The organism is Streptomyces sp. NPDC052101 (assembly GCF_040680235.1).
Lineage (GTDB): Bacteria > Actinomycetota > Actinomycetes > Streptomycetales > Streptomycetaceae > Streptomyces.
This window is the reverse complement of record NZ_JBFAWH010000052.1, coordinates 1-22,403: the sequence shown is the minus strand read 5'-3', so window position 1 is coordinate 22,403 and position 22,403 is coordinate 1. Positions and strand designations below refer to the sequence as shown.

Annotated in this window: 20 protein-coding genes and 4 pseudogenes; 14 read left to right on the top strand and 10 right to left on the bottom strand. The window is 69.1% G+C overall.

The features are described 5' to 3' along the window. Positions 1 to 17 precede the first annotated feature (17 nt). Positions 18 to 271 (top strand): annotated as a pseudogene (locus AB0L75_RS40800) (transposase). A gap of 295 nt (positions 272 to 566) precedes the next feature. Then, positions 567 to 1,364: a hypothetical protein gene (locus tag AB0L75_RS40795; protein WP_365191339.1), complete on the top strand. Its 798-nt coding sequence runs from the start codon at positions 567 to 569 to the stop codon at positions 1,362 to 1,364. An 821-nt stretch (positions 1,365 to 2,185) separates the two neighbouring features. On the opposite strand, the gene AB0L75_RS40790 is transcribed toward AB0L75_RS40795, so the two are convergent. Continuing rightward, positions 2,186 to 2,485 (bottom strand): hypothetical protein, encoded by a 300-nt coding sequence (locus tag AB0L75_RS40790; protein WP_365191338.1) that lies wholly within the window; start codon positions 2,483 to 2,485, stop codon positions 2,186 to 2,188. Positions 2,486 to 2,830: 345 nt separating this feature from the next. On the opposite strand from AB0L75_RS40790, the gene AB0L75_RS40785 reads away from it, so the two are divergent. Together AB0L75_RS40785 and AB0L75_RS40780 are read left to right on the top strand one after the other, a co-directional pair. Then, positions 2,831 to 3,421 carry a snapalysin family zinc-dependent metalloprotease gene (locus AB0L75_RS40785; RefSeq protein ID WP_365191337.1) on the top strand — a complete coding sequence of 197 codons (591 nt, stop codon included), beginning with the start codon at positions 2,831 to 2,833 and terminating at the stop codon, positions 3,419 to 3,421. 83 nt (positions 3,422 to 3,504) lie between these two features. Beyond that, entirely contained in the window at positions 3,505 to 3,630 is a 126-nt protein-coding gene (locus AB0L75_RS40780) for a hypothetical protein (RefSeq protein WP_365191352.1), read from the top strand. A 177-nt stretch (positions 3,631 to 3,807) separates the two neighbouring features. On the opposite strand, the gene AB0L75_RS40775 is transcribed toward AB0L75_RS40780, so the two are convergent. Beyond that, the gene (locus AB0L75_RS40775) at positions 3,808 to 4,926 is read right to left on the bottom strand and encodes a DUF6183 family protein (protein WP_365191336.1); all 1,119 of its coding nucleotides are present in this window, start codon (positions 4,924 to 4,926) and stop codon (positions 3,808 to 3,810) included. Between the two features lie 496 nt (positions 4,927 to 5,422). Between AB0L75_RS40775 and AB0L75_RS40770 the strand changes: the two genes are divergently transcribed. From AB0L75_RS40770 to AB0L75_RS40755, 4 genes are all read left to right on the top strand, one after another. Beyond that, positions 5,423 to 5,935: a transglycosylase SLT domain-containing protein gene (locus tag AB0L75_RS40770; protein ID WP_365191335.1), complete on the top strand. Its 513-nt coding sequence runs from the start codon at positions 5,423 to 5,425 to the stop codon at positions 5,933 to 5,935. An 866-nt stretch (positions 5,936 to 6,801) separates the two neighbouring features. Next, positions 6,802 to 7,992 (top strand): FAD-dependent oxidoreductase, encoded by a 1,191-nt coding sequence (locus AB0L75_RS40765; protein WP_365191334.1) that lies wholly within the window; start codon positions 6,802 to 6,804, stop codon positions 7,990 to 7,992. Between the two features lie 10 nt (positions 7,993 to 8,002). Further along, positions 8,003 to 8,941, top strand: coding sequence for a sigma-70 family RNA polymerase sigma factor (locus AB0L75_RS40760; protein ID WP_365191333.1), 939 nt, complete (start codon positions 8,003 to 8,005; stop codon positions 8,939 to 8,941). 286 nt (positions 8,942 to 9,227) lie between these two features. Next, positions 9,228 to 10,145, top strand: coding sequence for an alpha/beta hydrolase fold domain-containing protein (locus AB0L75_RS40755; RefSeq protein WP_365191332.1), 918 nt, complete (start codon positions 9,228 to 9,230; stop codon positions 10,143 to 10,145). A 239-nt stretch (positions 10,146 to 10,384) separates the two neighbouring features. On the opposite strand, the gene AB0L75_RS40750 is transcribed toward AB0L75_RS40755, so the two are convergent. Next, a complete protein-coding gene (locus AB0L75_RS40750) occupies positions 10,385 to 10,837 on the bottom strand; it encodes a MerR family transcriptional regulator (protein WP_365191331.1) in 453 nt (150 codons plus the stop codon). A gap of 28 nt (positions 10,838 to 10,865) precedes the next feature. Between AB0L75_RS40750 and AB0L75_RS40745 the strand changes: the two genes are divergently transcribed. Then, entirely contained in the window at positions 10,866 to 11,636 is a 771-nt protein-coding gene (locus tag AB0L75_RS40745; protein ID WP_365191330.1) for a methyltransferase domain-containing protein, read from the top strand. A gap of 365 nt (positions 11,637 to 12,001) precedes the next feature. On the opposite strand, the gene AB0L75_RS40740 is transcribed toward AB0L75_RS40745, so the two are convergent. Together AB0L75_RS40740 and AB0L75_RS40735 are read right to left on the bottom strand one after the other, a co-directional pair. Beyond that, a complete protein-coding gene (locus AB0L75_RS40740) occupies positions 12,002 to 12,163 on the bottom strand; it encodes a hypothetical protein (RefSeq protein WP_365191329.1) in 162 nt (53 codons plus the stop codon). Between the two features lie 132 nt (positions 12,164 to 12,295). Then, positions 12,296 to 13,744 carry a cytochrome P450 gene (locus AB0L75_RS40735; protein ID WP_365191328.1) on the bottom strand — a complete coding sequence of 483 codons (1,449 nt, stop codon included), beginning with the start codon at positions 13,742 to 13,744 and terminating at the stop codon, positions 12,296 to 12,298. Between the two features lie 55 nt (positions 13,745 to 13,799). On the opposite strand from AB0L75_RS40735, the gene AB0L75_RS40730 reads away from it, so the two are divergent. Then, on the top strand, positions 13,800 to 15,350 hold the full coding sequence (locus AB0L75_RS40730) for a GMC family oxidoreductase (protein ID WP_365191327.1): 1,551 nt from the start codon (positions 13,800 to 13,802) through the stop codon (positions 15,348 to 15,350). Positions 15,351 to 15,670: 320 nt separating this feature from the next. On the opposite strand, the gene AB0L75_RS40725 is transcribed toward AB0L75_RS40730, so the two are convergent. The 5 genes and pseudogenes from AB0L75_RS40725 to AB0L75_RS40705 form a co-directional block, all read right to left on the bottom strand. Beyond that, complete coding sequence (locus tag AB0L75_RS40725) at positions 15,671 to 15,802, bottom strand: hypothetical protein (protein WP_365191326.1); 132 nt, start codon at positions 15,800 to 15,802, stop codon at positions 15,671 to 15,673. Positions 15,803 to 15,927: 125 nt separating this feature from the next. Beyond that, positions 15,928 to 16,116, bottom strand: a pseudogene (locus tag AB0L75_RS40720) (transposase); the annotation flags it as partial. Continuing rightward, positions 16,113 to 16,964 (bottom strand): putative RNA methyltransferase, encoded by an 852-nt coding sequence (locus AB0L75_RS40715; RefSeq protein ID WP_365191325.1) that lies wholly within the window; start codon positions 16,962 to 16,964, stop codon positions 16,113 to 16,115. The pseudogene AB0L75_RS40720 and the gene AB0L75_RS40715, both read right to left, overlap by 4 nt. A gap of 314 nt (positions 16,965 to 17,278) precedes the next feature. Next, a complete protein-coding gene (locus AB0L75_RS40710; protein WP_365191324.1) occupies positions 17,279 to 18,259 on the bottom strand; it encodes an aldo/keto reductase in 981 nt (326 codons plus the stop codon). Positions 18,260 to 18,269: 10 nt separating this feature from the next. After that, entirely contained in the window at positions 18,270 to 19,232 is a 963-nt protein-coding gene (locus tag AB0L75_RS40705) for an alpha/beta hydrolase fold domain-containing protein (RefSeq protein ID WP_365191323.1), read from the bottom strand. 130 nt (positions 19,233 to 19,362) lie between these two features. Between AB0L75_RS40705 and AB0L75_RS40700 the strand changes: the two genes are divergently transcribed. The 4 genes and pseudogenes from AB0L75_RS40700 to AB0L75_RS40685 all read left to right on the top strand — a co-directional run. After that, complete coding sequence (locus AB0L75_RS40700) at positions 19,363 to 20,016, top strand: TetR/AcrR family transcriptional regulator (protein WP_365191322.1); 654 nt, start codon at positions 19,363 to 19,365, stop codon at positions 20,014 to 20,016. 491 nt (positions 20,017 to 20,507) lie between these two features. Further along, positions 20,508 to 20,718, top strand: a pseudogene (locus tag AB0L75_RS40695) (transposase); the annotation flags it as partial. 227 nt (positions 20,719 to 20,945) lie between these two features. After that, positions 20,946 to 22,262 carry a hydrolase gene (locus tag AB0L75_RS40690; RefSeq protein ID WP_365191321.1) on the top strand — a complete coding sequence of 439 codons (1,317 nt, stop codon included), beginning with the start codon at positions 20,946 to 20,948 and terminating at the stop codon, positions 22,260 to 22,262. A 49-nt stretch (positions 22,263 to 22,311) separates the two neighbouring features. Continuing rightward, positions 22,312 to 22,403: pseudogene (locus AB0L75_RS40685) on the top strand (ROK family protein); the annotation flags it as partial.

Below are 22,403 nucleotides of genomic sequence, written 5' to 3'. Positions count from 1 at the left end.
TGCGCGCCTTCGCCCGCATGATGACCTGGCGCCACGGCACGGAACTCGACGCCTGGCTCACCCGCGCCGAGGACACCGGCCTCAAGCCGCTGTGCAGCCTGGTCCGCGGTCTGCGGCGGGACTTCGACGCGGTCGCCGCCGGACTCACCCTGGAATGGATCTCGGGCAAGGTCGAGGGCAACGTGAACAGGGTTGAGCGGATCAAGAGGGAGGGCTACGGCCGGGGGTCGGTTTCGACCTCCTCCGCCGACAGATGCTGCCCGCGGACTGAACAGCATGGCGCTCCGTGATCGGACCACAAGAAGTGGATCAGGGCCGTTCCACATGACCGTTGACATCGTTCGCCCCGTAGGGCGACCGTCACCGGCAGGCGAGGTGACCACGAAATGAGGCTCGTGAAGTGACGGAATGCCGCTCTACGAGCCGGCGTGGGACTGGCCGCGGCCACGCTCCGATGACCTTCGCGCAGGGCGGGTCCCCGGTTGGGAACGCGTCACCTGCCGGGGGACTTCGAGGCGCTCCTGGCGGCGCAGGCTGTGTCAGACGTGCGTGCCACACTACGGCCCATGTCACTCGCTGATCTCACTCTCGACCAGTGGCGGTCCTTCGAGCTGCCCGCCGCACACCGCGTCGCCCAGGAGGCCGCCGACCTGGTGAACGGCCGGGTGACCCTCGTCGAGACCACGAAGCACCTCGGTGCCGCGCTGCACCGCGTCCGGGTCGAGCGAAACGGGCAGGAGTTCGCTCTGATACCCGGAGGACCAGTGTTCCTGGGCTTCGACCTGGAGAACTGGCAGCCGACCCCGGGGCAGACCGCCGACTACGCCGAAAGCCTGGAACAGGGCTTCGGCTACGGACCCGATCTGCGGACGCACCTCGCGCAGGTGCTCAGCCCCCGCCGCCGCGTCGACCTGCCCACCGTCCTGATGGCCGTGGAGGACGAGAGGCTGACCGAGCCGCCTGCCGACATGCCGGCTGCTCTCGCCGCTCGTGGCCTGCGGATGCCGAGCTCGGATGAGTGGGAACACGCCTGTGGCGCCGGGGCGGACACCCTGTTCCGGTGGGGAAACGACTGCCCCCTCGACCGCATCCCCTATGGGGACCCGACCGGCCCGCACAACCAGCTGAACGCCTTCGGCCTGCACGTCGCCTACGACACCTACCGCGCGGAGCTGACGCGCGACGCCGTCGCGGTCCACGGCGGGGACGGTGGCGAGTCGGTGTGCGGCGGCTACGGCCACATGCTGGCGTGGCTGCCCCTGGCCACCGCCAACCGCAACCCTTCCATGGTCGATTTCGTGTACGGCCCGGACGGCGAGGATCTCTACGAGGACTTCTCGACCCGGCCGGTACTGACGCTCTGAACACGTACTGGGCCGCAGCGGGCATGTAGCACGCCATCTACCGGCCGTCGTGACAGGAGACTCACCGGGAACCTTCAGGGCCAACATAGGACATGCGCAGCAGTTGGATTCAACCCCTTCGCCGTCGCCTGATCCCAAGAGGCAAGGCATCAATACCCGGAGCTCAGGGGTGTGCTCCGGACATTGCCGTGCCGAGGTACTACAACGGCTCACTGTGATGCCGTGCTTGGAACGCCGAGAACCATGCATCAGGTCAGGCCGCGAACCATGGGACCCGACAAGCGTGGGGCGCCGTTCCTTCCGGGCACAAAGTCTTGATCACTGTCTTGCGGGTCGCTCGCCACGTCCGCAGGGAACACGCCAGGTGGATGCGTAGCTCAACTGCTTCCCGCTCGCCGCTGTGAAGACCAGGATGCTCGAAGGCCCACTGTTCCGCCAGAAAATCGTACATTTCAGCAGTCGTCAGATCGCTATCAGGATAGGTCCGGGCAACGTCCGCCTTGACGATCCGAGCGCTCCGGAACCCTGCCGCCCGGTCGACGAGTTCCCTGACCCATGCCAGCCCCTGCTCGTCTGTGTACAAGCCGAACCTCAGAATGCGCATCCTCATGATGGAACGAACCTACTGATCATCAGCCTTCAGCGACAGCGATTAACCTTCAACGGCACGTGGACATGAGGTAGGCATTCCCGACAGTTCCAATGCCCGAGTGCTCCACTACAGGAAGCGCCGTTCACTCAGGGCAGCAGCACGCTGGACCGAACACTCGACTCCCGCCCACGGCAACCAGGAGCGATCCACCTCATCATGTCAGCCGTTGTCAGTGGGCCGCCAGCAGCCACACAACGATGCCTACGATCAGCAGCACACCGAGGCCCAGTGTCACGCGCTTGGGATGCACTCCCGTGGAATGGCCTGATGGCTCACGACGCCGGAAAAGGGGGATCCAGGCGAAGCTCTGCCAGTCTCCGGTGTGATGGTGGTGATTGCCGTGGTGGCTCAAACCGCTGCTGTGATGGTGATGGTGGTGGCTCACCCCGCCGCTGTGATGGTGCCCGCTGAATCCACCTCCGTGGTGGCCGCCCCCGCTGAATCCTCCGCCGCCGTGCATGGTGTTCACCCCGTTGTTCGTTATCCGTTCTTCACAGCCCCCTGCCCGGATTCCGGCGACCTACACCTGAACGGCCGAGGTCGCTCCGCGCGTACTCACTGACTTCCGTATCAGCCCATATGACCCCTCGGACCGCCGCTTGGTCTCGGCTCGTAGTGCCCGGGTCCCGCTCGAACCCACGATCGACGAATAGCGTTTTCCACCCTTCTCCGTCCGATTTGCAGTCAACTCCTGTTCACTTTGAGCCAACTTGGCGGCCGTTGAGACCCGATTGCCGGGAGAGAGGTTGTTGTGTTTGCGACGAACTCGTTTACTGCGGGCAGCAGCTGAGACTCAAGGAGGCGCACCAGTCTCATGACCAAGCGAATGGCCGCCCTGACGGCACTTATCCCGATCATGCTGAGCACTACGGTCGGCGTCGCTTCGGCGCACACCGCGCCGCACGTGACCTCGGACGTGGTCACTCTGACCTACGACGCCAGCGATGCCGGTCAGTGGGCGGGCCCGATCAAGCAGGCCGCGCAAAACTGGAACGACGCGGTGCACAACGTGCGCCTGGAGCCGGCGAGCAGCCCCGGCTCGGCCGACTACGTCTACGAAGCGACCAGCGGCTGGCCGCAGACCACGTTGGGGCCGATCTTCCCTGGCGGCAACGGTGACGTGCAGTTGGGCCAGCAAGCGGTGGACGAGGGCTACGACGCGACCCGGGTCGCGGCGCACGAAACCGGGCACATCCTGGGGCTGCCCGACCACTACAGCGGCCCGTGCTCGGAACTCATGTCCGGCCACGGCCCTGGCACGTCCTGCACGAACGCCAAGCCGGACGCGGCCGAGGCGGCGCAGGTCGACAAGAACTACGCCGCCGGCACGCAGGGGGTGCGCCGGCATCACCACCAGGTGGTGGTCGACATCTGGTCCGGCCGGGTTCTCACCGGCTCGCGCTGACTGGTCAGCAGCACGCCTGCCGCAGGGGCCGGCTGCGGCAGAGGGCCAGCCGGTTGACGAGCACCGTGGTACGGGCTGTCAGCATGGTTGAGGGTGTCGCGGGGTTCGGCGACGTAGGGTTCGTCACCCTCGTCCAGCTCGACGGCCCTGGCACGGATGTGGGCATCGGCCGCCTGCCCGACCAGTTCCACTCGGGCTCAGGTGCGTGATGCCCTGGCGCGCACGAGTGGGTCGTCGTCTCCGGGTTCCGGTCTCGCCCTTGTGGTTGCCGAGGGTAGCCACGGTCGATCCCGCGGTGGCGAGCACGTGGGCGATCAGGTCTTTCACGCTGGTCCTGCCGCTGCTCCCGGTCACTCCGACGAACAAAGTGCTGGTCAGGTGTGTGGCTAGTCGGTGTCCGTCGCTGCCAGCACGGCTATCCGGCGGCGGTCGGGGGAGAGTGCGGCTATGCCGTAGTCGGAGCCGATGTCGTTGTGGAACCACTCTGTGTCGGCTTGGAAGTGGAACCACGTACTCTGCCGGGCCTGCTGCTCCGCCTCCGGTGCTCTCGCGTCCGCCGGAGCGCCGCTGAGGCCCGACATCGAGCGCCATGCCCACAGCCTTCCGAAGGCGCCGTGCACGCCCGAACTGTAGATGCCTCCCATCGAGGCGGTTTCGAAAAGCAAGTGCCAGACCTCCTCCATCGGACGGACCGCGATCTCAAAACGATCCGTCGGGCCGAGTCCGTCCACGCAGGCCATGGGCAGGGTCGGCAGCAGGGCGGGCACCTGCTCGGGCTTGATGGCCTGGTCCAGCAGGAAGACCCAGGCCCCGCAGGCACCCCAGGCGCCTGCCTGCGGAGCAGCGACGATCGTCTCGTACACGTCGACAGTGGCAACGTCGTGGAGGGCGGACGGTTCGGATGAGCGTGGTGTGGGTGGATCCATCCGGCCCGTGGTGGGCAGCTGGGATGACACTCCGCTGGCAGAGCCGCGCAGGGAACGACCGGGAAATTTCACGCCGGCTTCGAAAGCGCGGCGGTGCGTCGGAAGCCAGGCCAGGGGGTGCCAGCCGGGTCGCACAAGAGTCCAGTCCCGTAGGGGCCCGCGGGTGTCGGTGTCCGCGCCGCGGAGCAGCAGCTCGTGGAAGAGGCAGGCGCGCAGTTCGTCCAGCTTCTTCCACTCGCGCCGGTCGAAGACAGTGGCGACCAGGTCGGTGACCTGCTGATGCTCTGCGAGGAGCGAGGCGACGAAGGGAGTCCGCAGGTCGGGGTGCGTTCCTGCTTGGGGCTTGTCCTCGAGGAGTCGCAGCAGCTGTGTCAGGCTGTCGTGGCCGGGCGTGAGCGCGAGTACGCGTATGACGTGGGCGAGTTGGTGTTCGTAGGCCCGCGCCTGTTCGAGTGCGGCGGCATGCCGGTCGGCCAGCTGTGACCCCAGCTTGCGCACGAACGAGAGATCACCTTGCGCGGCGCGCTGCTCGGCCTGGCCCCATACGAGGGGGTCGAGATTCTCCGAGGGCTCTTCCATGATCTTGAACTCTACGTCGCCAGGTCGTGCGGGCGGCCGTATCGATGTTGGGGGGCGTAGACGGCGCAGCGGTACGGAGACGCGGCGTCCGACCCTTATAGGTGTGCGAGGGCGCCGGCGGCGAGGTCCGGCTCTTCCTGCGTCGCGCGTGCGACGGCGCTGAGGGTCTGGCGCTGCTGCTGGGTGCTCCGGGGCGTGACGACGGCCATGCGAGCGGGATCACATCCTATGGAGGGTCGTAGGAGCGCACACCCTCTGAGATGCGCTGAAATAGTTCTTACAGGGATATTTTGGACATTTCTCCGTAGATAGGTAGTAGGTCACATCATTGCGCCCCGGCCCAGCCGCCGCTAATCATGGCTGGCGTCGCTGCGGTCCGGACGACCGGACGCCAGCGAATCCCCTCAGGGTCTGCCCGTGACTGCGGGTGGCCCGACGCCGCCGCGCACGACAGCGGCCGGCACGGACTACGTCCCCTACGGAGAGTTGTTTTCGCATGGCCATGATCAACCGCACTCGCTTCGCCCGCCTCGCCCTGACCGGTATCGCGACCACAGGCGCGGCAGCCGCCGCGCTCACCCTGGTGCCGGCCAGCGCGCAGGCGGCCGAGGCGACGCAGGCGCATGGTCGCGCGGTCACGGCCTCCGGGCACAGCAGCGACGCCGCCTCCCAGCGGACGACCGGCACTGCCGACAACCTCGACGGCTGGATCAAGCAGTCCCTGCAGATCATGAAGGCCAAGGGCATCCCCGGCAGCTACGAGGGCCTCAAGCGCAACATCATGCGCGAGTCCGCCGGTAACCCCAGCGCGCAGAACAACTGGGACGTCAACGCCAAGCAGGGCACCCCGTCCAAGGGCCTGCTCCAGGTCATCGACCCCACCTTCAAGGCGTACCACGTTTCCGGTACCGCGCAGAGCATCACCGACCCGGTCGCCAACATCACCGCCGCCGCCAACTATGCCGCCCACCGCTACGGTTCCATCGACAACGTCAACTCCGCCTACTGACCAGACCTTCCAGGACATGCGCCGATCGCGGTAGTCGGCCTGCAGATGGCCGCGCAGCTGCACACCATCGAAGCCGTGCATCTGCGCGTCGGCAGCGGACCCGCTCCCGGTCTCCGGTGACCCCGCCGACAAACACCGACTCCACTGCCGAGGGCTGGGGTGTCACGGCCAAGGGCGTCTGGTGGGCATACGGGGAGTCGTCTCCGGCCGGTCGTCGTTCGTCTGCCACAGCCGGAGCACGGCGGGTCCTGCAACGTGGCAGAGCCGGGACTGGCCGTGGTGGAGATCGCGGCGCCGACGACGTGGCTCACGTGCACGTGGTGCTTCTGCTCGTCCCCTGCGGACGTAGTCCAGGTCGTAGAAACTCCTCGCCGATCTTCAGGTCGAAAGTCTGCAGGGTGCCCCCCTTGGCCCCTGTGCAGAGGTACCAGGTCCCGTGGCCGGCTGCCCGGCGCTTCACGGCTCCGGAGATCAGCGCGTAGTCCACTGGGAGGTCCCGGACGGTGAAGGTGCGGTCCGCTTCGACCGTGACGGTCGATCCGCAGTCGACCGGCGACGGACCACTGTCGGCTCCCCCCTTTCGTGCCGATGTGGGAGCCGTCCACGCGCGCGGGACCACGGGACCAGTCGAGTTCGTCGGCCGCGTTGAGTTCGGCGAGCAGGAATGCGGCGCCTTGAGCCTTTTCCACTGTGACGCCGATCGATAGTTGGCCATCGCTCCGTTCGACCGCTCAAGGCAGGCCCAAGCGCCTGTCGTAGGCTCAGGCGCTCGTCCTAGTTCAGTGACCCGCGTCACATCCGGCTCTTGTCAGTAATCGGGGTGCCGTCTCGTTCAAGGGGCACGCGAACGAGACAGGAGCAACGCCATGAAGCACCGCATCGTCGTACTCGGTGCCGGATACGCCGGGGCCTTCGCCGCCGGAAACCTGGCCCGCCGGCTTTCCCCCGCCGACACCGAGATCACCGTCGTCAACGCCGTGCCCGACTTCGTTGAGCGGATGCGGCTGCACCAGCTCGCGATCGGCCAGGACGTCGCGTTCCGCAAGCTGGCCGACGTCTTCGCGGGCACCGGGGTGCGGCTGCGCCTGGCGCGCGTCACCGGCGTCGACCCCGAGCGCAGGACCGTCGCCGTGACCGCAGAGGACGGCGACGGCGAGTTCTCGTACGACACGCTTCTCTACGCGCTCGGCAGCTCCGTAGCCCGCCACGGCGTCCCCGGCGTGGCCGAGTACGCCTTCGATGTGACCGGCCGGTCCTCGGCGCTGCGTCTGCGCGAGCGCCTGGCCGGCCTGGGCGAGGGCGGCACCGTGCTGGTCGTCGGTGAGGGGCTGACCGGCATCGAGACCGCCACCGAGTTCGCCGAGTCCCGGCCCGACCTCTCGGTCGCGCTCGCGGCCCGCGGCGAGCTGGGCGCCTGGCTCTCCCCGAAGGCCCGCCGTCACCTGCGCCAGGCCTTCGACCGGCTCGGCGTCGCCGTCCACGAGCACACCGGCATCGAAACTGTCGAGCCGACGCGGGCGATCGCCGCCGACGGTACGTCCATCCCGGCCGACGTGACCGTGTGGTCGGCCGGGTTCGCCGTGCACCCCATCGCGGCCGCCAGCGGCCTGGAGGTCGCCGAGACCGGCCAGATCGTCGTCGACCGCACCATGCGCTCGGTCTCACACGCGGACGTCTACGCCGCCGGTGACTGCGCCTACGCGATCGGCGAGAACGGCCGGCCGCTGCCGATGTCCTGCGCTTCGGCCGGTTTCACCAACATGCAGGCGACCGCCGCGATCATCGCGCGCCTGACGGGCAGCGAGGTCCCGACCGCCAGGCTGAAGTACTACGGCAACCACATCAGCCTCGGCCGGCGGGACGCGATCTTCCAGATGGTGGACGGGGACGTCCGGTCGAAGTCCTGGTACCTGGGCGGCCGGACCGCCGCGCGGCTCAAGTCGGGGGTACTCAAGGGGGCCGGGTGGAGCATCGCCCACCCGACCTTCGGCATGCCGAAGCGCAAGCGCCGCCTGGCCCCGGTGCCTGACCGGACCGGTGCGAGGGGCGCCGCATAGGCTGCTCCGCATGGACAGCGCAGCCATCGATCGGTTCGAGGCCAGCCGGGACCGGCTGGCCTCGCTCGCGTACCGTCTGCTCGGCTCGGCGGCCGACGCCGAGGACGCCGTGCAGGACACGTTCCTGCGCTGGCAGGCCGCAGACCTCGAACGGGTCGACGTGCCGGAGGCGTGGCTGACCAAGGTCATCACCAATCTCTGCCTCGACCGGCTCCGCTCGGCACAGGCGCGCCGTGAGCGCGCTGTCGGAGACTGGCTGCCAGAGCCACTCCTCGAGGGCGACCCGATGCTCGGCCCTGCCGATACCTTCGAGCAGCGCGAGTCGGTGTCCTTGGCCGTACTGACCCTCATGGAGCGCCTCTCGCCGGTCGAGCGGGCCGTCTACGTCCTGCGCGAGGCCTTCTCGTACTCCCATGCCGAGATCGCCGGGATCCTCGACATCACGGAGTCCGCGAGCCAGCAGCATGTCCACCGGGCCCGACGCCGGGTCGCCGCCGAGCGCCGCGGCGGCGGCGAGGTGGACCCCGCGTCCGCGCGCCGGATCGTCGAGGAGTTCCTCGCCGCCGCCGCGTCGGGGCGCACCGAACGGCTGGTGGCGATGCTCACCGCCGACGCGACCGCGGTCTCGGACGGCTACGGGCTGGCCAAGCGGCTGCTGCGGTTCAATACGCGTGAGCGCGTCGCCTCCTACGTGCGGGCCGGTTTCAAGCCCACTCCGGCGAAGCGGCGGCTGGCCGGCGGGTCCCCCGCGATGCACATCGCGCTGGTCAACGGCTCCCCGGCCGTCCTCGCCGTGGTCGACGACCGAGTCGTGGGCGCCGTGACGTTCGAAGTCAGCGACGGCAAGGTCGCGTCCCTGCGAGGCATCGCCGCCGCGGACCGGCTTGCGCGCGTCAACGAGGCCTGGCGGCAGCACGAACCCGACGCGCCGGTCATCAGCGCATGGTGACCAGAGCCACCGGAATCCCGTGCGAATCGTCACGGAGGGCTGACCAGGGCGGATCCGAGCGCCCCTGGCCACCTGTCGCTCGAAGTCACACCAACCTCGTGCAGGGCGACAGCGTGATAGCAGCATGTCTGCTGTCGGGGAGGAACGTTGTTGAACAAACGACGCGCTGCGGTGGATTCACGCGTCGCCGACACATGCGAACGTGCGGTACTTCCTGGGTGCCGCGGATCCGGCGCCGCAGGTCGGCTATAGCGTGGAGTTGAGACCCGAGTGATGAGGAGGGCGCGTGCGATTCGCGCTGGACGCACTGTTCGCTGACGTGCCCGCGGAGCAGGTCGATGAAGCTCGAGACTTCTACAAGTCGAGGGCGGCAGGCCGTGGACCGAGCACACTGGAGGAGCTCAAGGAGGCACGAACGAGGAGGTCTGGTCCTCGTGCCGCCGATCCGCCTGCCATCGAAGAGACGATCGAAGCCGCGGGAACGCGCGTCCCTGTCAGGATCTTCACTCCTGTCGACGGTCCGCCGCAGGGCGTCTACCTGGACATACACGGCGGCGGCTTCTACATGGACTCCGCGGCGCGAGGAGACGAACGCAACCGCGAAATCGCAGACGCCCTGCACCTCGCCGTTGTCAGCGTCGACTACCGGCTGGCCCCTGAGCACCCCTGGCCGGCGGCACCCGACGACTGCGAAGCAGCGGCGCTCTGGCTCGTCGAAGAAGCCGATACCCGCTTCGGAACGTCTCGACTTGCGATCGGCGGTAGCTCCGCGGGAGCCACACTCGCCCTGGCGACCCTGCTCCGGCTGAGAGACAGAGGTGCCGTTGGCCGATTCACCGGCGCTGCACTCCAATTCGGCACCTACGACTTGAGCGCACGAACCCCGGCCGGTCGCCGCATCGCGGACGAATACTTCATCCAGGCGTACGCCGGCCATGTGGAAGACCGCACTCTTCCCGACATCTCTCCCCTCTACGGCGTCCTTCGCGGGCTTCCCCCAACGCTGCTGATCGTCGGAAGCGAAGACGTGTTGCTGGAAGGCAACCTGGCGCTGGCAGGTCGGTTGTCAGCCGCCCGCAATGACGTCGAACTCCGGGTCTACCCCGAGTCACCCCACGGCTTCACGGGCCACCCCACGGCAATGGCCAGGACGGCGCTCAGCGGCGTCGACTCCTGGCTGCGCGACCGGATTACGCAATCATAGGGACTGACCGCGATCCTCTGTCCGCGCCTGGAGCGTCCTCGACGCCCAGGGGGCTGTCGCCAACCCTGAGTCCTTGCCTCTCAAAGCCCGGAAGACCCGCGAGTTCGCGGCGGCCGCGAGCCTGTTCCCCAACCGCCAACCCGGTCACGGTCCAAATCACCTTGCTGGGCGAGCCGACGCCCCAACTGTCGTGTGAGCAAGGGGCGGCCGGGTACTCCGGCCGCCCCTTGACTCCGGGATCAGACGGGAACGTGCACCGGGGCATCCGGGCCGATGCGGTCGGCCACCATCTGCCGGAAGTGCGTGCACCGCGTGAAGTCCTCGTGATCGCAGTTGAGCGCGCACTCGATGAGTTCCAGGGACGCCTGCGCGGCTGCGATGCGGGAGCGCAGCGCCTCCGCCTCTTTGTGCAGGATGTCGCGCCGCTCCGCTGGGTCGACCGTGGCTGACAGGGTGCGGATGGTGTCCAGGGGAAGTCCGGCCTCCTTGGCGCGCAGAATGACGGTGACCCGGGTGAGATGGTCTGGGCCGTAGCGGCGGCGGCCGGCGGAGTCGCGTGAAGGGGTGAGGAGGCCCATCGTCTCCCAGTGGCGCAGGACGTGTGTGGCCAGACCGAAGCGTTCCGCCAGTGCGCCGATGCTGATCAGTTCGTCCCCGCCGCCGTCGGGTGTCCGGTTCTCGCTTGACTTCATGCCGACATTAAGTCGCAGCCTGGCGCACATGACCAAGAACACGGAACGGACACTTTCGTCGACGGACGAACTCATTGCACTGCTTGACGCGGCCGACCGGCTGCCGAGCGCCGAGGGGCTTCGGGCGCGTACTTACGGCCTCCTCGGCGCCGGGCCCGAAACGGCCGTGGTGGACGTCGGCTGCGGAGCCGGGCGCGCCGTGGCAGAGCTCGTCGAGCAGGGTGTGAAGGCCGTCGGGGTGGACCCGGACGAACGGATGATCGCGGTTGCCCGCGGCCGGTGGCCCGGAGCGGACTTCCGCATCGCCACTGCGTATGCGTTGCCGCTGGCGGACGTATCGATGGACGGCTACCGGTCCGACAAGGTGTTCCACGAACTGGCCGAGCCGGAGCAGGCGTTGGCGGAGGCCCGCCGGGTTGTCGTGCCCGGTGGTCGGATCGTGTTGACGGGGCAGGACTGGGACACCTTCGTCATCGACTCCGGAGATCCGGCACTCACCCGGGCGATCGTGCACGCCCGCGCCGACCTGATCGCAGGCCCGCGCGCCGCTCGCCGATACCGCAATCTGCTGCTGGAGGCCGGCTTCGTGGATGTGACCGTCGAGGTGCACACCGGCGTGTTCACCGGGCCGACGATGTTGCCGTTGCTGGCCGGACTGGCCGAGGGTGCCTGTTCCGCAGGTGCCGTCACACGCGAGCAGACGGACGGCTGGATCGCCGAGCAGCGGACGCGTGCCGAAGCTGACCGCCTCTTCCTGGCCCTGCCGATGTTCGTGGCCGCGGCCACCGCACCACGCTGAGACAGCGACCGCCGCGGGCGAGATCGTCGCCGTACAGGGCATCGGCCTTGGACCAGGACAGGTAGGCCAGGATCTGGCCGGAACCGGCGCCCAACTTCCTGCCGCCGTCGGTGGTCTTGGCGACGCCGGTTTCGGTGGTGGCCAGCAGCAGGTCGGGGTCCTGTGGAGGTCGGCCTCCATGCTGTGCTCGGCGCCGGTGGCGTTCTCGCGTAGCCGTGCACCGGTGATCCGGTCGGGGCTGCCGAGCAGGCCGACAGCGTCCAGACCGTGCGCAGGCTGATGGTGGGGTTGGCGGGGGCCTGTTGCCGTACCACGTGGTCGAGCAGGTTCCGGCTGCCGGCGATGAGGTAGTGGCGGTCGGAGTGTTAGCGTACCCAGCCGGTTCCGGCCAGCATGGCCGCTTCGCCGGGGAAGGCGATCCGCCGTGCGCCGGCGGCGAGCCACCGCTGGGTCACCCCGGGCAGCAGGGTCTCGATGGCCTCGGCCCTACCGGAAAGCAGGACGTGGATGTGGCGGGCCTGCGGCATTCGCCGGCGGGGGCCGGGAACATCGGGCAGTTGGTCGCGTTCGACGATGGTGACTCGGCTGGCGTGGCGGGGCAGCGGCGATGGCGGCCGGCGTTCCGGCGAGGCCGCCGCCGAGGACGACGACGTGCGTCATCACTGACTGGGCTCCGTTTCGTGAGCAGAGCACATGTCCGGACGGTGTGCGGTGGGGTGGCCGGGGAGGAGAAAGGTGCGGGGGTGACAGGTCATGGGCATCGGGCCGGGGGAGATAACGATGCGGGCGCGTGGCCGGTAGCGGTGTCCGGGTTCGGTGCGCAGCCGCCAGCGGGCGGCGATGGTGGCCACGGCGGTCAGGAGCTGGTTCATCGTCAGGGTGTCGCCGATGCACTTGCGTACGCCCGCGCCGAAGGGGATGTCGGCGCAGCGTGCCAGGGTCTTCGCACGGTCGGGCAGAAAACGGTCGGGGTCGAACCGCAGTGGGTCCGGGTGGAGGGCAGGGTTGCGGTGCACCGTGTAGGTGCAATAGGCGAGTTCGGTGCCCGCCGGAAGTTCGGCCGGGCCGAGCTGCACAGGGACGAGGGTGCGCCGACCCAGCATCCAGGGGGCGGGGTGCAGCCGCAGGGTCTCCTTGACGACACGCCGGGTGTATTCGAGCGCGGGCAGGTCTTCGGCCTCCACCGGGCGGCCCTTCAGGACGGAGTCGATCTCGTCGTGCACCCGCTGTTCGACATGGGGATGGCGTGCCAGCTCGTAGAAGACGTGGGGCAGTACCTCCTTCAGGCCGTGGGTCGCGGCCCAGAGCAGAAACAGTGTGTCGGCGATGATCTGCTGGTCCTCCAGCGGCTCGTCGGTGTCGCTGTAACGGGCCTGCAGGAGCAGGGAGAGGACGTCGTCTCCCCTCGCGCCCTGGCTACGATGGTGGCTGAGGGCGGCCCGGACAGCGCAGCGCAGGTCGCGCAGCGCCCGTACGAACCTGCCGGTGCCCGGCACGTGCTTGGGGTGGGCGAGTCCGGGAAGGGCAAGGCGCCAGTACATGCCAGCAGTGGTCTGGGAACTCAAGGCCCCAAGAGCAGCGGTCACTTGGCTGAGGGCTGGTGTGTCACCGCACACGGCGCGCGCGTTGACGCCGTAGGCGAGGTGCGCCATCTCCTTGTCCAGCAGGATCGTCGCGCCCGCCCTCCAGCCGGCGGCGGCCTCCTGCGTTGCCCGGCGTACCGCCGGTGTCCGGGAGGCGATCCGGTGCGGATGGAAGGCCGCCTGTACGGCGCGGCGGTGGCGCAGGTGCGATGCGAAGAGCGTCAACCCGTCGAAGCTCATGTCCATCACCAGGCTGATGCCGAACTGCGAGCCGATTCCAGCGGTGATCCGTGCCTGGGAGTAGCTGCGGGCGTCGGTCACCAGGACCTGGTGGAGGAGTTCGGGCGAGTTGACCAGGTAGACGTCGGGTGTGAACACAGGTCCTCGCATCCGCACCAGCGGACCCAGTTCATTGAGCGACGCCATGAAGTCGAGTGGGTCCCGCAGCAGTTTCACGCCGTGCCCGAGCAACGGCAGCGCGCCCGGTGCGGTCGGGACGGCGGGGGGAGGCACCACAACGGACACAGGCCCTCTCTCTGTCGAATCACGCGCACAAGCTGTGATCGGTAATGTACCGGCCGTGACAGCAAGGGTAGTTGGGGCGGATTCGTGCGACGTGCTCGTCGTCGGCTCAGGATTCGGCGGGAGCGTCGCCGCGCTGCGTCTGGCAGAGAAGGGCTACCGCGTCACGGTTATCGAGACCGGGCGCAGGTGGCAGCCGGACGACTTCGCCACCTCCCCGTGGCAGGCGCACCGCTTGCTCTGGGCGCCCTGGCTGGGCTGGCGCGGCATCACCCGCCTGCGGGTACGGCGCCGCATGATCACTCTTTCGGGTGTCGGGGTCGGCGGCGGGTCCCTCGTCTACGCGGGCGTGCACTACCGACCCGACGGCGCCCTGTTCCACACGCCTTGCTGGGATCCGGCCCTGGACTGGGAGAGCGAGCTTGCCCCGTACTACGCGCTGGCGGAACGCATACTGGGCACCACACCCGTCCCCCGGCAGACGGCAGGCGACGACGCCCTGCGTCGGACGGCGGAAGCACTTGGGGTGCCCGGTGGTGTTCATGCCACCCGAGTCGGCATCCATTTCGGCCCATCCGGCCAGGCCGTGCCGGACCCCTTCTTCGGCGGCCGGGGCCCGGCGAGGACCGGGTGCACGCAGTGCGGCCGATGCACCCTCGGCTGCCGCATCGGCGCAAAGAACTCCCTGGACCATAACTACCTGTACCTCGCCCAGCGAGCCGGAGCCGACATCCGGCCCCTGATCGAGGCTCGGACGCTTCAGCCGCAGCCGGACGGCACCTGGCACGTGCACAGCCGCCATGGCACCGGTATCGCCCAGCGCCGCGCGGTGCTGTCGGCGCGTCAGGTCGTGCTCGCCGCCGGGGCCTGGGGCACCGCGGAACTCCTGCACCGCTCCCAGCCCTACCTGCCACATCTGTCACCCGCCCTGGGCACGCGTACCCGCAGCAATCGCGAGGTGTTCGCCACCGCGTCCGCGGCCGGCTTCGACGTCGGGCCCGGCGTCGCCATCAGCTCCGCCCTATGGCCGCAGCCCGACCTCCTGGTGCAGCTGTGCCGGCTCGGGCCGGGCTCCCACCCGGCCGCACTGCTCACGCGACCGGCCGGCCTCCTTCGGCGGGACTTCGGCCGCCGCACCGCCGTACTCTTCGCCATGGAACAGGGCGACTCGCACCTGACCAGCCACCTCCGCCGCGGAAGACTGACTTTCCGCCCGGGAAGCACGCAGCCCGAACCCGTACGGCTTCAACCCGCGGAGGCGGTGGCACACGGATACGCCAGACACATCGGCGGCCGTGCCGCGCTGCTGAGGAACACCGCCCTGGGCCTGCCCGTCACCGCCCACCTGATGGGAGGCTGCCCGATCGGCAGCCGACCGGCCGCGAGCGTCGCTGACCTCTACCACCGGGTCCACGGCTACCCGACCCTGCACATCACGGACGCCTCCGTGGTCCCCGGCAACCTCGGCGTCAACCCCGCGCTCACGGTGTCCGCGCTGGCTGAACGCGCCTTCGCTGCCTGGCCCGCCGCTGGCCGGCCCGACCAACGCCCGGCCCAGGGCGAGCCTTACCGGCACGTACAGGACCCGACAACCGAGGCCACCCGGTGACCCACGCATTCTTCAGCAGCTTTGCCATCAACCGTGCCGTTCTCCGCGTCGCCCCTCACGTGCTGCCTCGCTGCGACCTGTTCATCCATCGCCTGACCCGAGGACGGCTCCTGCCGAGCACGCTCGTCCTGGACACGATCGTGCTGGGCACCACCGGTCACCGCACCGGAACCCCACGCGCCACCCCCTGGCCGCGCACCAGGCCGCAGATGGCACCTGGCTGGTGGTCGGCAGCAACTTCGGCTGTCCCCCCATCACCCGGCATGGAGCACCATGTCCGTCAGCGGGCCGGGCCGATGCATCTGTCAGAGGAAGCGCCATCATTCATAGGGGTCGATCACCCGCAGCACATCGTCGGGGTTGACGACGTGCCGGACGACGGGGATGACGCGGGCGTCGGGGCGCGATCGCAGCGTCCACGGCTGCGGTGCGGGCCGCCATGGCGCCACCACACCACGTCGACGCTGGGTATGAGGCGGGCCAGGTTCCTGGCCAGCTCGGCGACGGAGTTCTCAGCGCCGCCGCGGGAGGTGCCATCGGCCACGCACCTGCGATGGCGTTTCCACACCGTCTGTCAGGGGCCGAACGCCTCGTGGGGCAGATCTCTCCATGGGATCCCGGTGCGGTACCGGTAGATGATCCCGTCGATGATGCGACGGTGGTCGGCGAACGGGCGCCCTGCCTTCCCGGTGTTGTGGGGAAGGCAGGGCGCCAGGCGTGCCCACTGCTTGTCGGTCAGCAGGCGCAGGGGCCCGCTCGTGGTCACCGAGGCTTGTAGGCGGTGGCCAGTACAGAGACCGTGACTCGGTCGGGCAGTAGGCCGTCATCGTCCAACTCTGTGCGGCTCAAGTGACGTGCGCTCGGCGTCATCCCCAGCAAGTCCAGGGCCTCCAGCCCGACCAGGGCCATGGAGTACTCCACGCGTTCGGTGACAACGGCCTCGAAGTAGGGGTCCAGTGCCCGGTGCAGGCGCTGTTCCTTGGTCGGGTCGATGGTGACCATCGCAGGCACCCGGCCGCGCAGTTCGGCCAGGTGCCGCCCAGTGGGACGGACCACGATCAGTCGGCCGGCTGGGCCGAGTATTCGGCAGAACTCGGCTGGATTGCGCGGGGCGAACACGTCCAACACCACGTCGGCCACGCCGTCAGCCATCGGGAAGGGACGGAAGACATCCCAAGTCACTGCGGTGGCTCGTTCATGGGCTCGGACTGCCGAGCGCAGCGCGTGCACCGAGGTATCCAGGCCCAGACCTCGGGCGCCGGGCAGTTGGTCGAGGACGCCGGCCAGGTAGTAGCCGGTGCCGCATCCGACGTCCACGACCGTGCTCCGCTCAGGGGCTGAGTCGGCCGCCAGGTGGGCCACGGCCTGGCGGATGGGGGCGTACCTGCCGGTGGCCAGGAAGCGGTCCCGAGCCTGGACCATGGCCGCGTCGTCGCCGCTGGTGGCGCGGGTGCCCGTCAGGAGGCTGGCGTAGCCGTGGCGGGCGACGTCGAAGGTATGGCCCGCCGGACAGCGCAGTGCGCCTTGGTCGGGGCGCAAGCGGCGCGTGCGGCACGTCGGGCAGCGCAGCAGGTCGAGGGAGAGTTCGAGGGCGGGGGGCAGCAACACGGGCACGAGGTACTCCTGGCAAGGCTGAAGGGGGGACGCCGTGCCTGCACACGCACACAGAGGGTCACTGCCTCGGGAAGGAACGGGCAGTGCCAGCAAGGTGGTTCGCACAGCAGGCACACCAAGGAGGGCGATGCCGTCCGACATCGCCCTCAACGCCTACCCATCACAGGAAGCAGCAGTGCGGGGTGCTCATGAATGCCACGCCATGAGTTTACGGGCCTCGACGAAATCCTTCATGCCCGTCGAAGTCGAGAGACACGGCCTGGTCGTGTCGAGTCATGCGCGAGGCGCCTGGGAGGAGTTCGAGGCCCTGGGCCTCATTGGTCGATCAGTCCGATGCCGTGGTCGCCGTATCGGGCTCCTTGGGCGCCGGTTGTGGGGACGGCGGCGTCGATGGCGTCGAGGTCGGTCGCGGTCAGGTGCAGGTCGAGGGCGCCCAGGTTGTCGCGCAGGTGGGAGCGGCGCGAGCTGCCGGGGATGGGGATGACGTCGCTGCCACGAGCGAGGAGCCAGGCGAGGGCGATCTGGGCGGGGGTGGCGTTCTTGGCGGCGGCGAGGTGGGTGATGGCGTCGACGATGGTCAGGTTGGCCTTGAGGTCGTCGCCGTTGTAACGGGGGGCGGTGGCGCGGAAGTCGCCGCGGTCGTAGCGCGTGGTGACGCGGACGGCTCCGGTGAGCAGGGCGCGGCCGAGAGGGCTGTAAGCGACCAGGGCGGCGCCGAGGCTGCGGAGCGTGGGCAGGATGTCGTTCTCGACGTGGCGTTCCCACAGCGAGTACTCGGTCTGGACGGCGCTGATCGGGTGGACGGCGTGGGCGCGGCGGAGGGTGGCGGCCGAGACTTCGGACAGGCCGATGTGGCCCACCTTGCCCTGGGCGACCAGTTCCGCCAGCGCGCCGACCGACTCCTCGACGGGGACGGCGGGGTCGATGCGGGCGAGGTAGTACACGTCGATGTGGTCGGTGCGGAGCCGGCGCAACGACGCTTCGCAGGCACGGCGCAGATCGTCGGGTGACCCTGCGGGCACCAGGCCGTCGGCGGTGCGCCGAACGCCCGTCTTGGTGGCCAGCAGGACGCGGTCGCGGTGCGGTGCGAGGGCCTGGCCGAGGAGTTCCTCGTTCGCTCCGTCGCCGTAGAAGTCGCCGGTGTCGAACATGGTGACGCCGGAGTCGAGGGCTTCCAGCAGAGTGGCCTCGGCCTCGTGCCGGTCGGCGGGGCCGTAGGTGCCGGTCATGCTCATGCAGCCGAGGCCGAGCCGGGAGACCGCGGGGCCATCGGATCCAACGGTGGTGAGATGCATTTCCCCTCCGTCACTCTGCCAGGGCCGCGCGGAGGAACGCGAGGACCTCCGCCCGGGCTGCCTGGGCCTGCGGCTCCACGCCCGGCATGGCGAGGAACGCGTGCCTCGCTCCCGGGTATTCGGAAAGCCGCGCAGGCGTCCCGGCCTTGCGCAATCGCTCGGCATAGCGGCGGCCGTGATCGGCCACCGCGTCCTTGGTGGGCACCACAACAAGCGCCGGGGCCAGCCCGCTCAAGTTGTCGGCGTACAACGGCGAGAATGAGCGGGCATCGGTTCCTGGCGGGACGGCGAGCCGCTGGAAGAGCCGTAGTAGCGGCAGGGCGCGGGTCGGGCTGTATGCGTACTCGGCGATCGAGGGGTAGTCGTACATCGTCTCGGTCACATCGGCGACGGGGTTGACCAGCACCTGCGCCTTGAGTTCCAGGCCGGCCTTGCTGGCCCGGATGGCCGCCAGGGCGCTGATCAGCGCGCCGCAACTTTCACCGAAGACGGCCGTGCACGCCGGGTCGACGCCCCACTGCGCGGCGTGCCGCACCACATGCTGGAGCACGACCCAGCCGTCGTCGGCGGCGTTCGCGAGCGGGCTGCCCGGGGCGAGGAGGCTGTGCTCGACCGAGACGACGAGCGCGGGCAGTTGGGCCGCGAGGTGACTGTTGGTCCAATCGCACTGCACCGCCGTGCCCACGAAGCCGCCCCCGTGGACATGGACCACGAGTGGCAGGTCGGTCCGGGTGGCGGACACGCTGTCGCCCGTCGACGCGGGCCGGTACACCCGGACCGGCAGGTCGCGGCCGGGCAGCGCGATCTCCTGCCAGTGGATCGCGGCGCCGGGGTCCGGCTCCCCGGTGATCGCTCGCGCCGCGCTGGAGGCCCGGAAGCGGTTCTCCGCGTCGCGGTAGGCAATCAGTTCCTCGGTCGATAACGCCGAGAAGTCCGGTTCCGGCGGCCGTTGCGCGGAAGTGGTCTCGCTCATGTCTTCTTCTCCTCTCCCGGCCGGATGCCGGGTGTGTCGTTGTGGTCGGCAGCACGTTGTACTGATTATGCACGCACTGCGTGCAACGGCAAGTGCATGCCTTAGACTGAGTTCGGACGAGAGGGGCGTGATGACAGGCCGAAGGCGATGGTCGACTGAGGAGATCCTGGACACGGCGACGGAACTGCTGCGTACGAGCGACGCCGAGTCGTTCAGCGTGCGCAAGCTCGCCGCAGCGCTCGGGACCGATTCCTCCAGCCTCTACCGGCATTTCCGCAACAAGACAGAACTGCTGCGCGCGGTCGCCGACCGGATCCTCATGGCCGCCATGGACGGCTACCGACCCGAGGGCGACTGGAAACAGCGCATCACCGCCCTGGCCCTGCGCCTGCGCGAGGCTTTCGGCGAGCAACCCCAGCTCGCCGTGGTCTGGGGGCGCTACGCGTCCGGCGGCACCGGTTCCCGGCTCGTCATGGATGAGGTGCTGCAGGCCCTGTGCGCGTCGGGCCTGCCGGACGAGGAGATCCCGGTGCGCTACCACCGGATTGTGATCCTCCTCGCCGCGCTGATCGCCTCCGAGGCCGGCGTCAGCACACTCACCCCCGAGGAGTACGAACAGGGCATGGAGCTGTTCCGCGTCGCGGCGCTCGGCGCCGACCCCGAACGCTTCCCCGCCCTGGCCCATTTCGCCCGCGACGTCCGCCCTCTCGGAGCAGACCGCCGCGCCGCGTTCGAAGAGATCCTCGCCGCCCAACTCGCCCACATCGAGACCCAGATCCCCTGATCTGCCCTCTGCGCGGGTAGGCGGCGATGCGGGCCTGCGCCTGCCGGTGGGGGCCGCCCGGCTCGTCAGCTGTCACGGGGGCCAGCCCCGGAGTCGCTGACCGGACGGACCAGGACCTGTCTGACAGACGATCAGCACTGCGCCGGGTGGTGCGGGTAATCGTGTTGCTGCAGACATGTGTTCCGGCGATGCTGGGCCGATGCCAGGGCAGCGGAAGAGGAAACGGAAGCAGCGCGACGAGAGGCAGCGGGCTGCGGCTCGCTTCGCGCCTGACGCCGGTCACTGGGAAGTACTCTTCGAGACCCAGGACGAGTCGGAATGGCGTGATTACATCCATCGTCTGCGAGCGTCGAACAAGCAGATCGACTGGACAGCGGTGCGAGTGGACACGTTTTGTGGGCGCCTGGTGCAGCCGACCACCTACAGGCTGAGCCTCTTTGTGCGAGGCCCCGTGCACGATCCGGGCCAGGGCCACGCTGACCATTGATCATGTGGTTGGTCGAGGCGAGCTGACGGATGCGGCATGGGAGCGAATAGAGCCTGCTGCCGCGGGTGGATGGGCGTGGCTGTCCGTGGCGGGATCACCGGCAGGTGGTCAACGGTGTGCTGTGGCGGTTGCGGACCGGCGCTCCCCGGCATGACCTGCCCCAACGGTACGGCCCCTGGCAGACGGTGTGCGAGCGGCTCTGCCGCTGGGAAGCGACTCGTGCGATCGCGGCGTGAGGGGCGGCGGGCAGAAGTGTCTGATCGGTGATCCCACCTGGTCGCATGGTTCAGCTGATCGTCTTTCCCGTCGCGATGAACGTCAGGGGCTCAAAATCCGTAGGCCACTGCGGTGGTACGGCGCACGACAGCCGATCGCCAGTTCCTCGATCGCTGACCAACAAAGGGGTCCCATGAAACACCGCCGACCGCGCCACCGCCGCAGAGTGATCGCCAGAGCGGTCGGTACGGCGGGTACGCTGGCCATCGCCCTGGGCGCGGGCATGACGCCGGCGATGGCCGCCGGGAAGACACCCGACAAGCCCACCGCCACCGGGTTCTCGCCGGACCAGCCCGACCAGGACGACGCGCCCTGGGCGCCCCAGCACGACGGGGTGCCGCAGCAGCACAAGGCCGTCCGTCCGGAGGCCGTCACGCCCCGCGCGGCCACATCCGCTCCCCAGCTCAGTCTGCCCGCGCCGACCGGGCGCCATGGCGTGGGCACGTTCAGCCTCCACCTCGTCGACAAGTCCCGCACGGATCCGTACGTGCCCGGCAACAGGCCGCGCGAGGTGATGGTGTCGTTCTGGTACCCGGCCGCCTCCACCCATGGCCACTACGAGGCACCGTGGATGCCGTCAGCCTCGGGCGCCCACTTCCTCGCCTCCCAGGGCCTGACGCCACAGCAGGTGGCCCTGCCGACAACCGCCGGCCATGTGCTCGCCCCGGTCGACACCAAGCTCGGCAAGCTGCCCGTCCTGCTGTACTCGGCCGGGCTGCACGGGGACCGCGCCGGGAGCACCGCACTCGTCGAGGACCTCGCCAGCCGCGGCTACCTCGTCGTCACTGTCGACCACACCCACGACGCCAATGAGGTGCAGTTCCCCGGCGGACGGCTTGAGGGCGACACCATGCCGGCCGGCGCACACTCCTCCGACACGCTCAACGTGCGCGCGGCCGACATCCGCTTCGTCATCAACCAGCTCGGCACGATCAGCAAGGGCCACAACCCGGACGTCGATCACGCCAGGCTCCCCACCGGGCTGTCGCACGCCGTGGACATGTCCAGGATCGGGATGTTCGGCTGGTCGCTGGGCGGCGGGGCGGTCGACACCGCCATGCAGCTCGACCACCGTATCGCCGCCGGTGCCGACCTGGACGGCCAGTTCTTCGGCTCGGCGCCGAGCAAGAACCTGGACCGCCCCTTCATGCTCTTCAGCTCCGGCACCCACAACCGCAACAACGACGGGTCGTGGCGCACGCTGTGGTCGCATCTGAAGGGAGACCGGTTCGACCTCCAGCTCCAGGGCTCGGCGCACCTGTCGTTCGGCGACACCGAGGCGATGCTGCCACAGGAGGCAAGCCTGCGCGGGCTCTCCCCGGCCCAGCTCCAGCAGATACTCGGCACGCTCGACCCGAACCGCGCGATCGAGATCCAGCGCGTCTACCTCGCCGCCTTCTTCGACCGGGAACTGCGCCACCAGCACGGCACCCTGCTCGACGGGCCCGACAAGAAGTACCCGGAGATCTCCTTCGTCCGCTGACTGCAGGCGGACAACGGCACCGGCGGCAATAGAGTGGGCCGGGCGGCTCGTCCTGGTCAAGGTGTCCACGGGCATCGGCGCCGGGGTGGTCGTGGACGGTGCGATCTACCGGGGGATCGACGGCGGCGCGGGCGACATCGG

Bases quoted from the DNA above. Each gene is read 5' to 3' on its own strand.
- AB0L75_RS40795 (WP_365191339.1), top strand. From the start codon at position 567: ATGTCACTCGCTGATCTCACTCTCGACCAGTGGCGGTCCTTCGAGCTG.
- AB0L75_RS40780 (WP_365191352.1), top strand. From the start codon at position 3,505: ATGGTTGAGGGTGTCGCGGGGTTCGGCGACGTAGGGTTCGTCACCCTC.
- AB0L75_RS40705 (WP_365191323.1), bottom strand. From the start codon at position 19,232: ATGAGCGAGACCACTTCCGCGCAACGGCCGCCGGAACCGGACTTCTCG.
- AB0L75_RS40775 (WP_365191336.1), bottom strand. From the start codon at position 4,926: ATGGAAGAGCCCTCGGAGAATCTCGACCCCCTCGTATGGGGCCAGGCC.
- AB0L75_RS40740 (WP_365191329.1), bottom strand. From the start codon at position 12,163: ATGCCGCAGGCCCGCCACATCCACGTCCTGCTTTCCGGTAGGGCCGAG.
- AB0L75_RS40765 (WP_365191334.1), top strand. From the start codon at position 6,802: ATGAAGCACCGCATCGTCGTACTCGGTGCCGGATACGCCGGGGCCTTC.
- AB0L75_RS40745 (WP_365191330.1), top strand. From the start codon at position 10,866: ATGACCAAGAACACGGAACGGACACTTTCGTCGACGGACGAACTCATT.
- AB0L75_RS40760 (WP_365191333.1), top strand. From the start codon at position 8,003: ATGGACAGCGCAGCCATCGATCGGTTCGAGGCCAGCCGGGACCGGCTG.
- AB0L75_RS40770 (WP_365191335.1), top strand. From the start codon at position 5,423: ATGGCCATGATCAACCGCACTCGCTTCGCCCGCCTCGCCCTGACCGGT.
- AB0L75_RS40785 (WP_365191337.1), top strand. From the start codon at position 2,831: ATGACCAAGCGAATGGCCGCCCTGACGGCACTTATCCCGATCATGCTG.
- AB0L75_RS40710 (WP_365191324.1), bottom strand. From the start codon at position 18,259: ATGCATCTCACCACCGTTGGATCCGATGGCCCCGCGGTCTCCCGGCTC.
- AB0L75_RS40750 (WP_365191331.1), bottom strand. From the start codon at position 10,837: ATGAAGTCAAGCGAGAACCGGACACCCGACGGCGGCGGGGACGAACTG.
- AB0L75_RS40700 (WP_365191322.1), top strand. From the start codon at position 19,363: ATGACAGGCCGAAGGCGATGGTCGACTGAGGAGATCCTGGACACGGCG.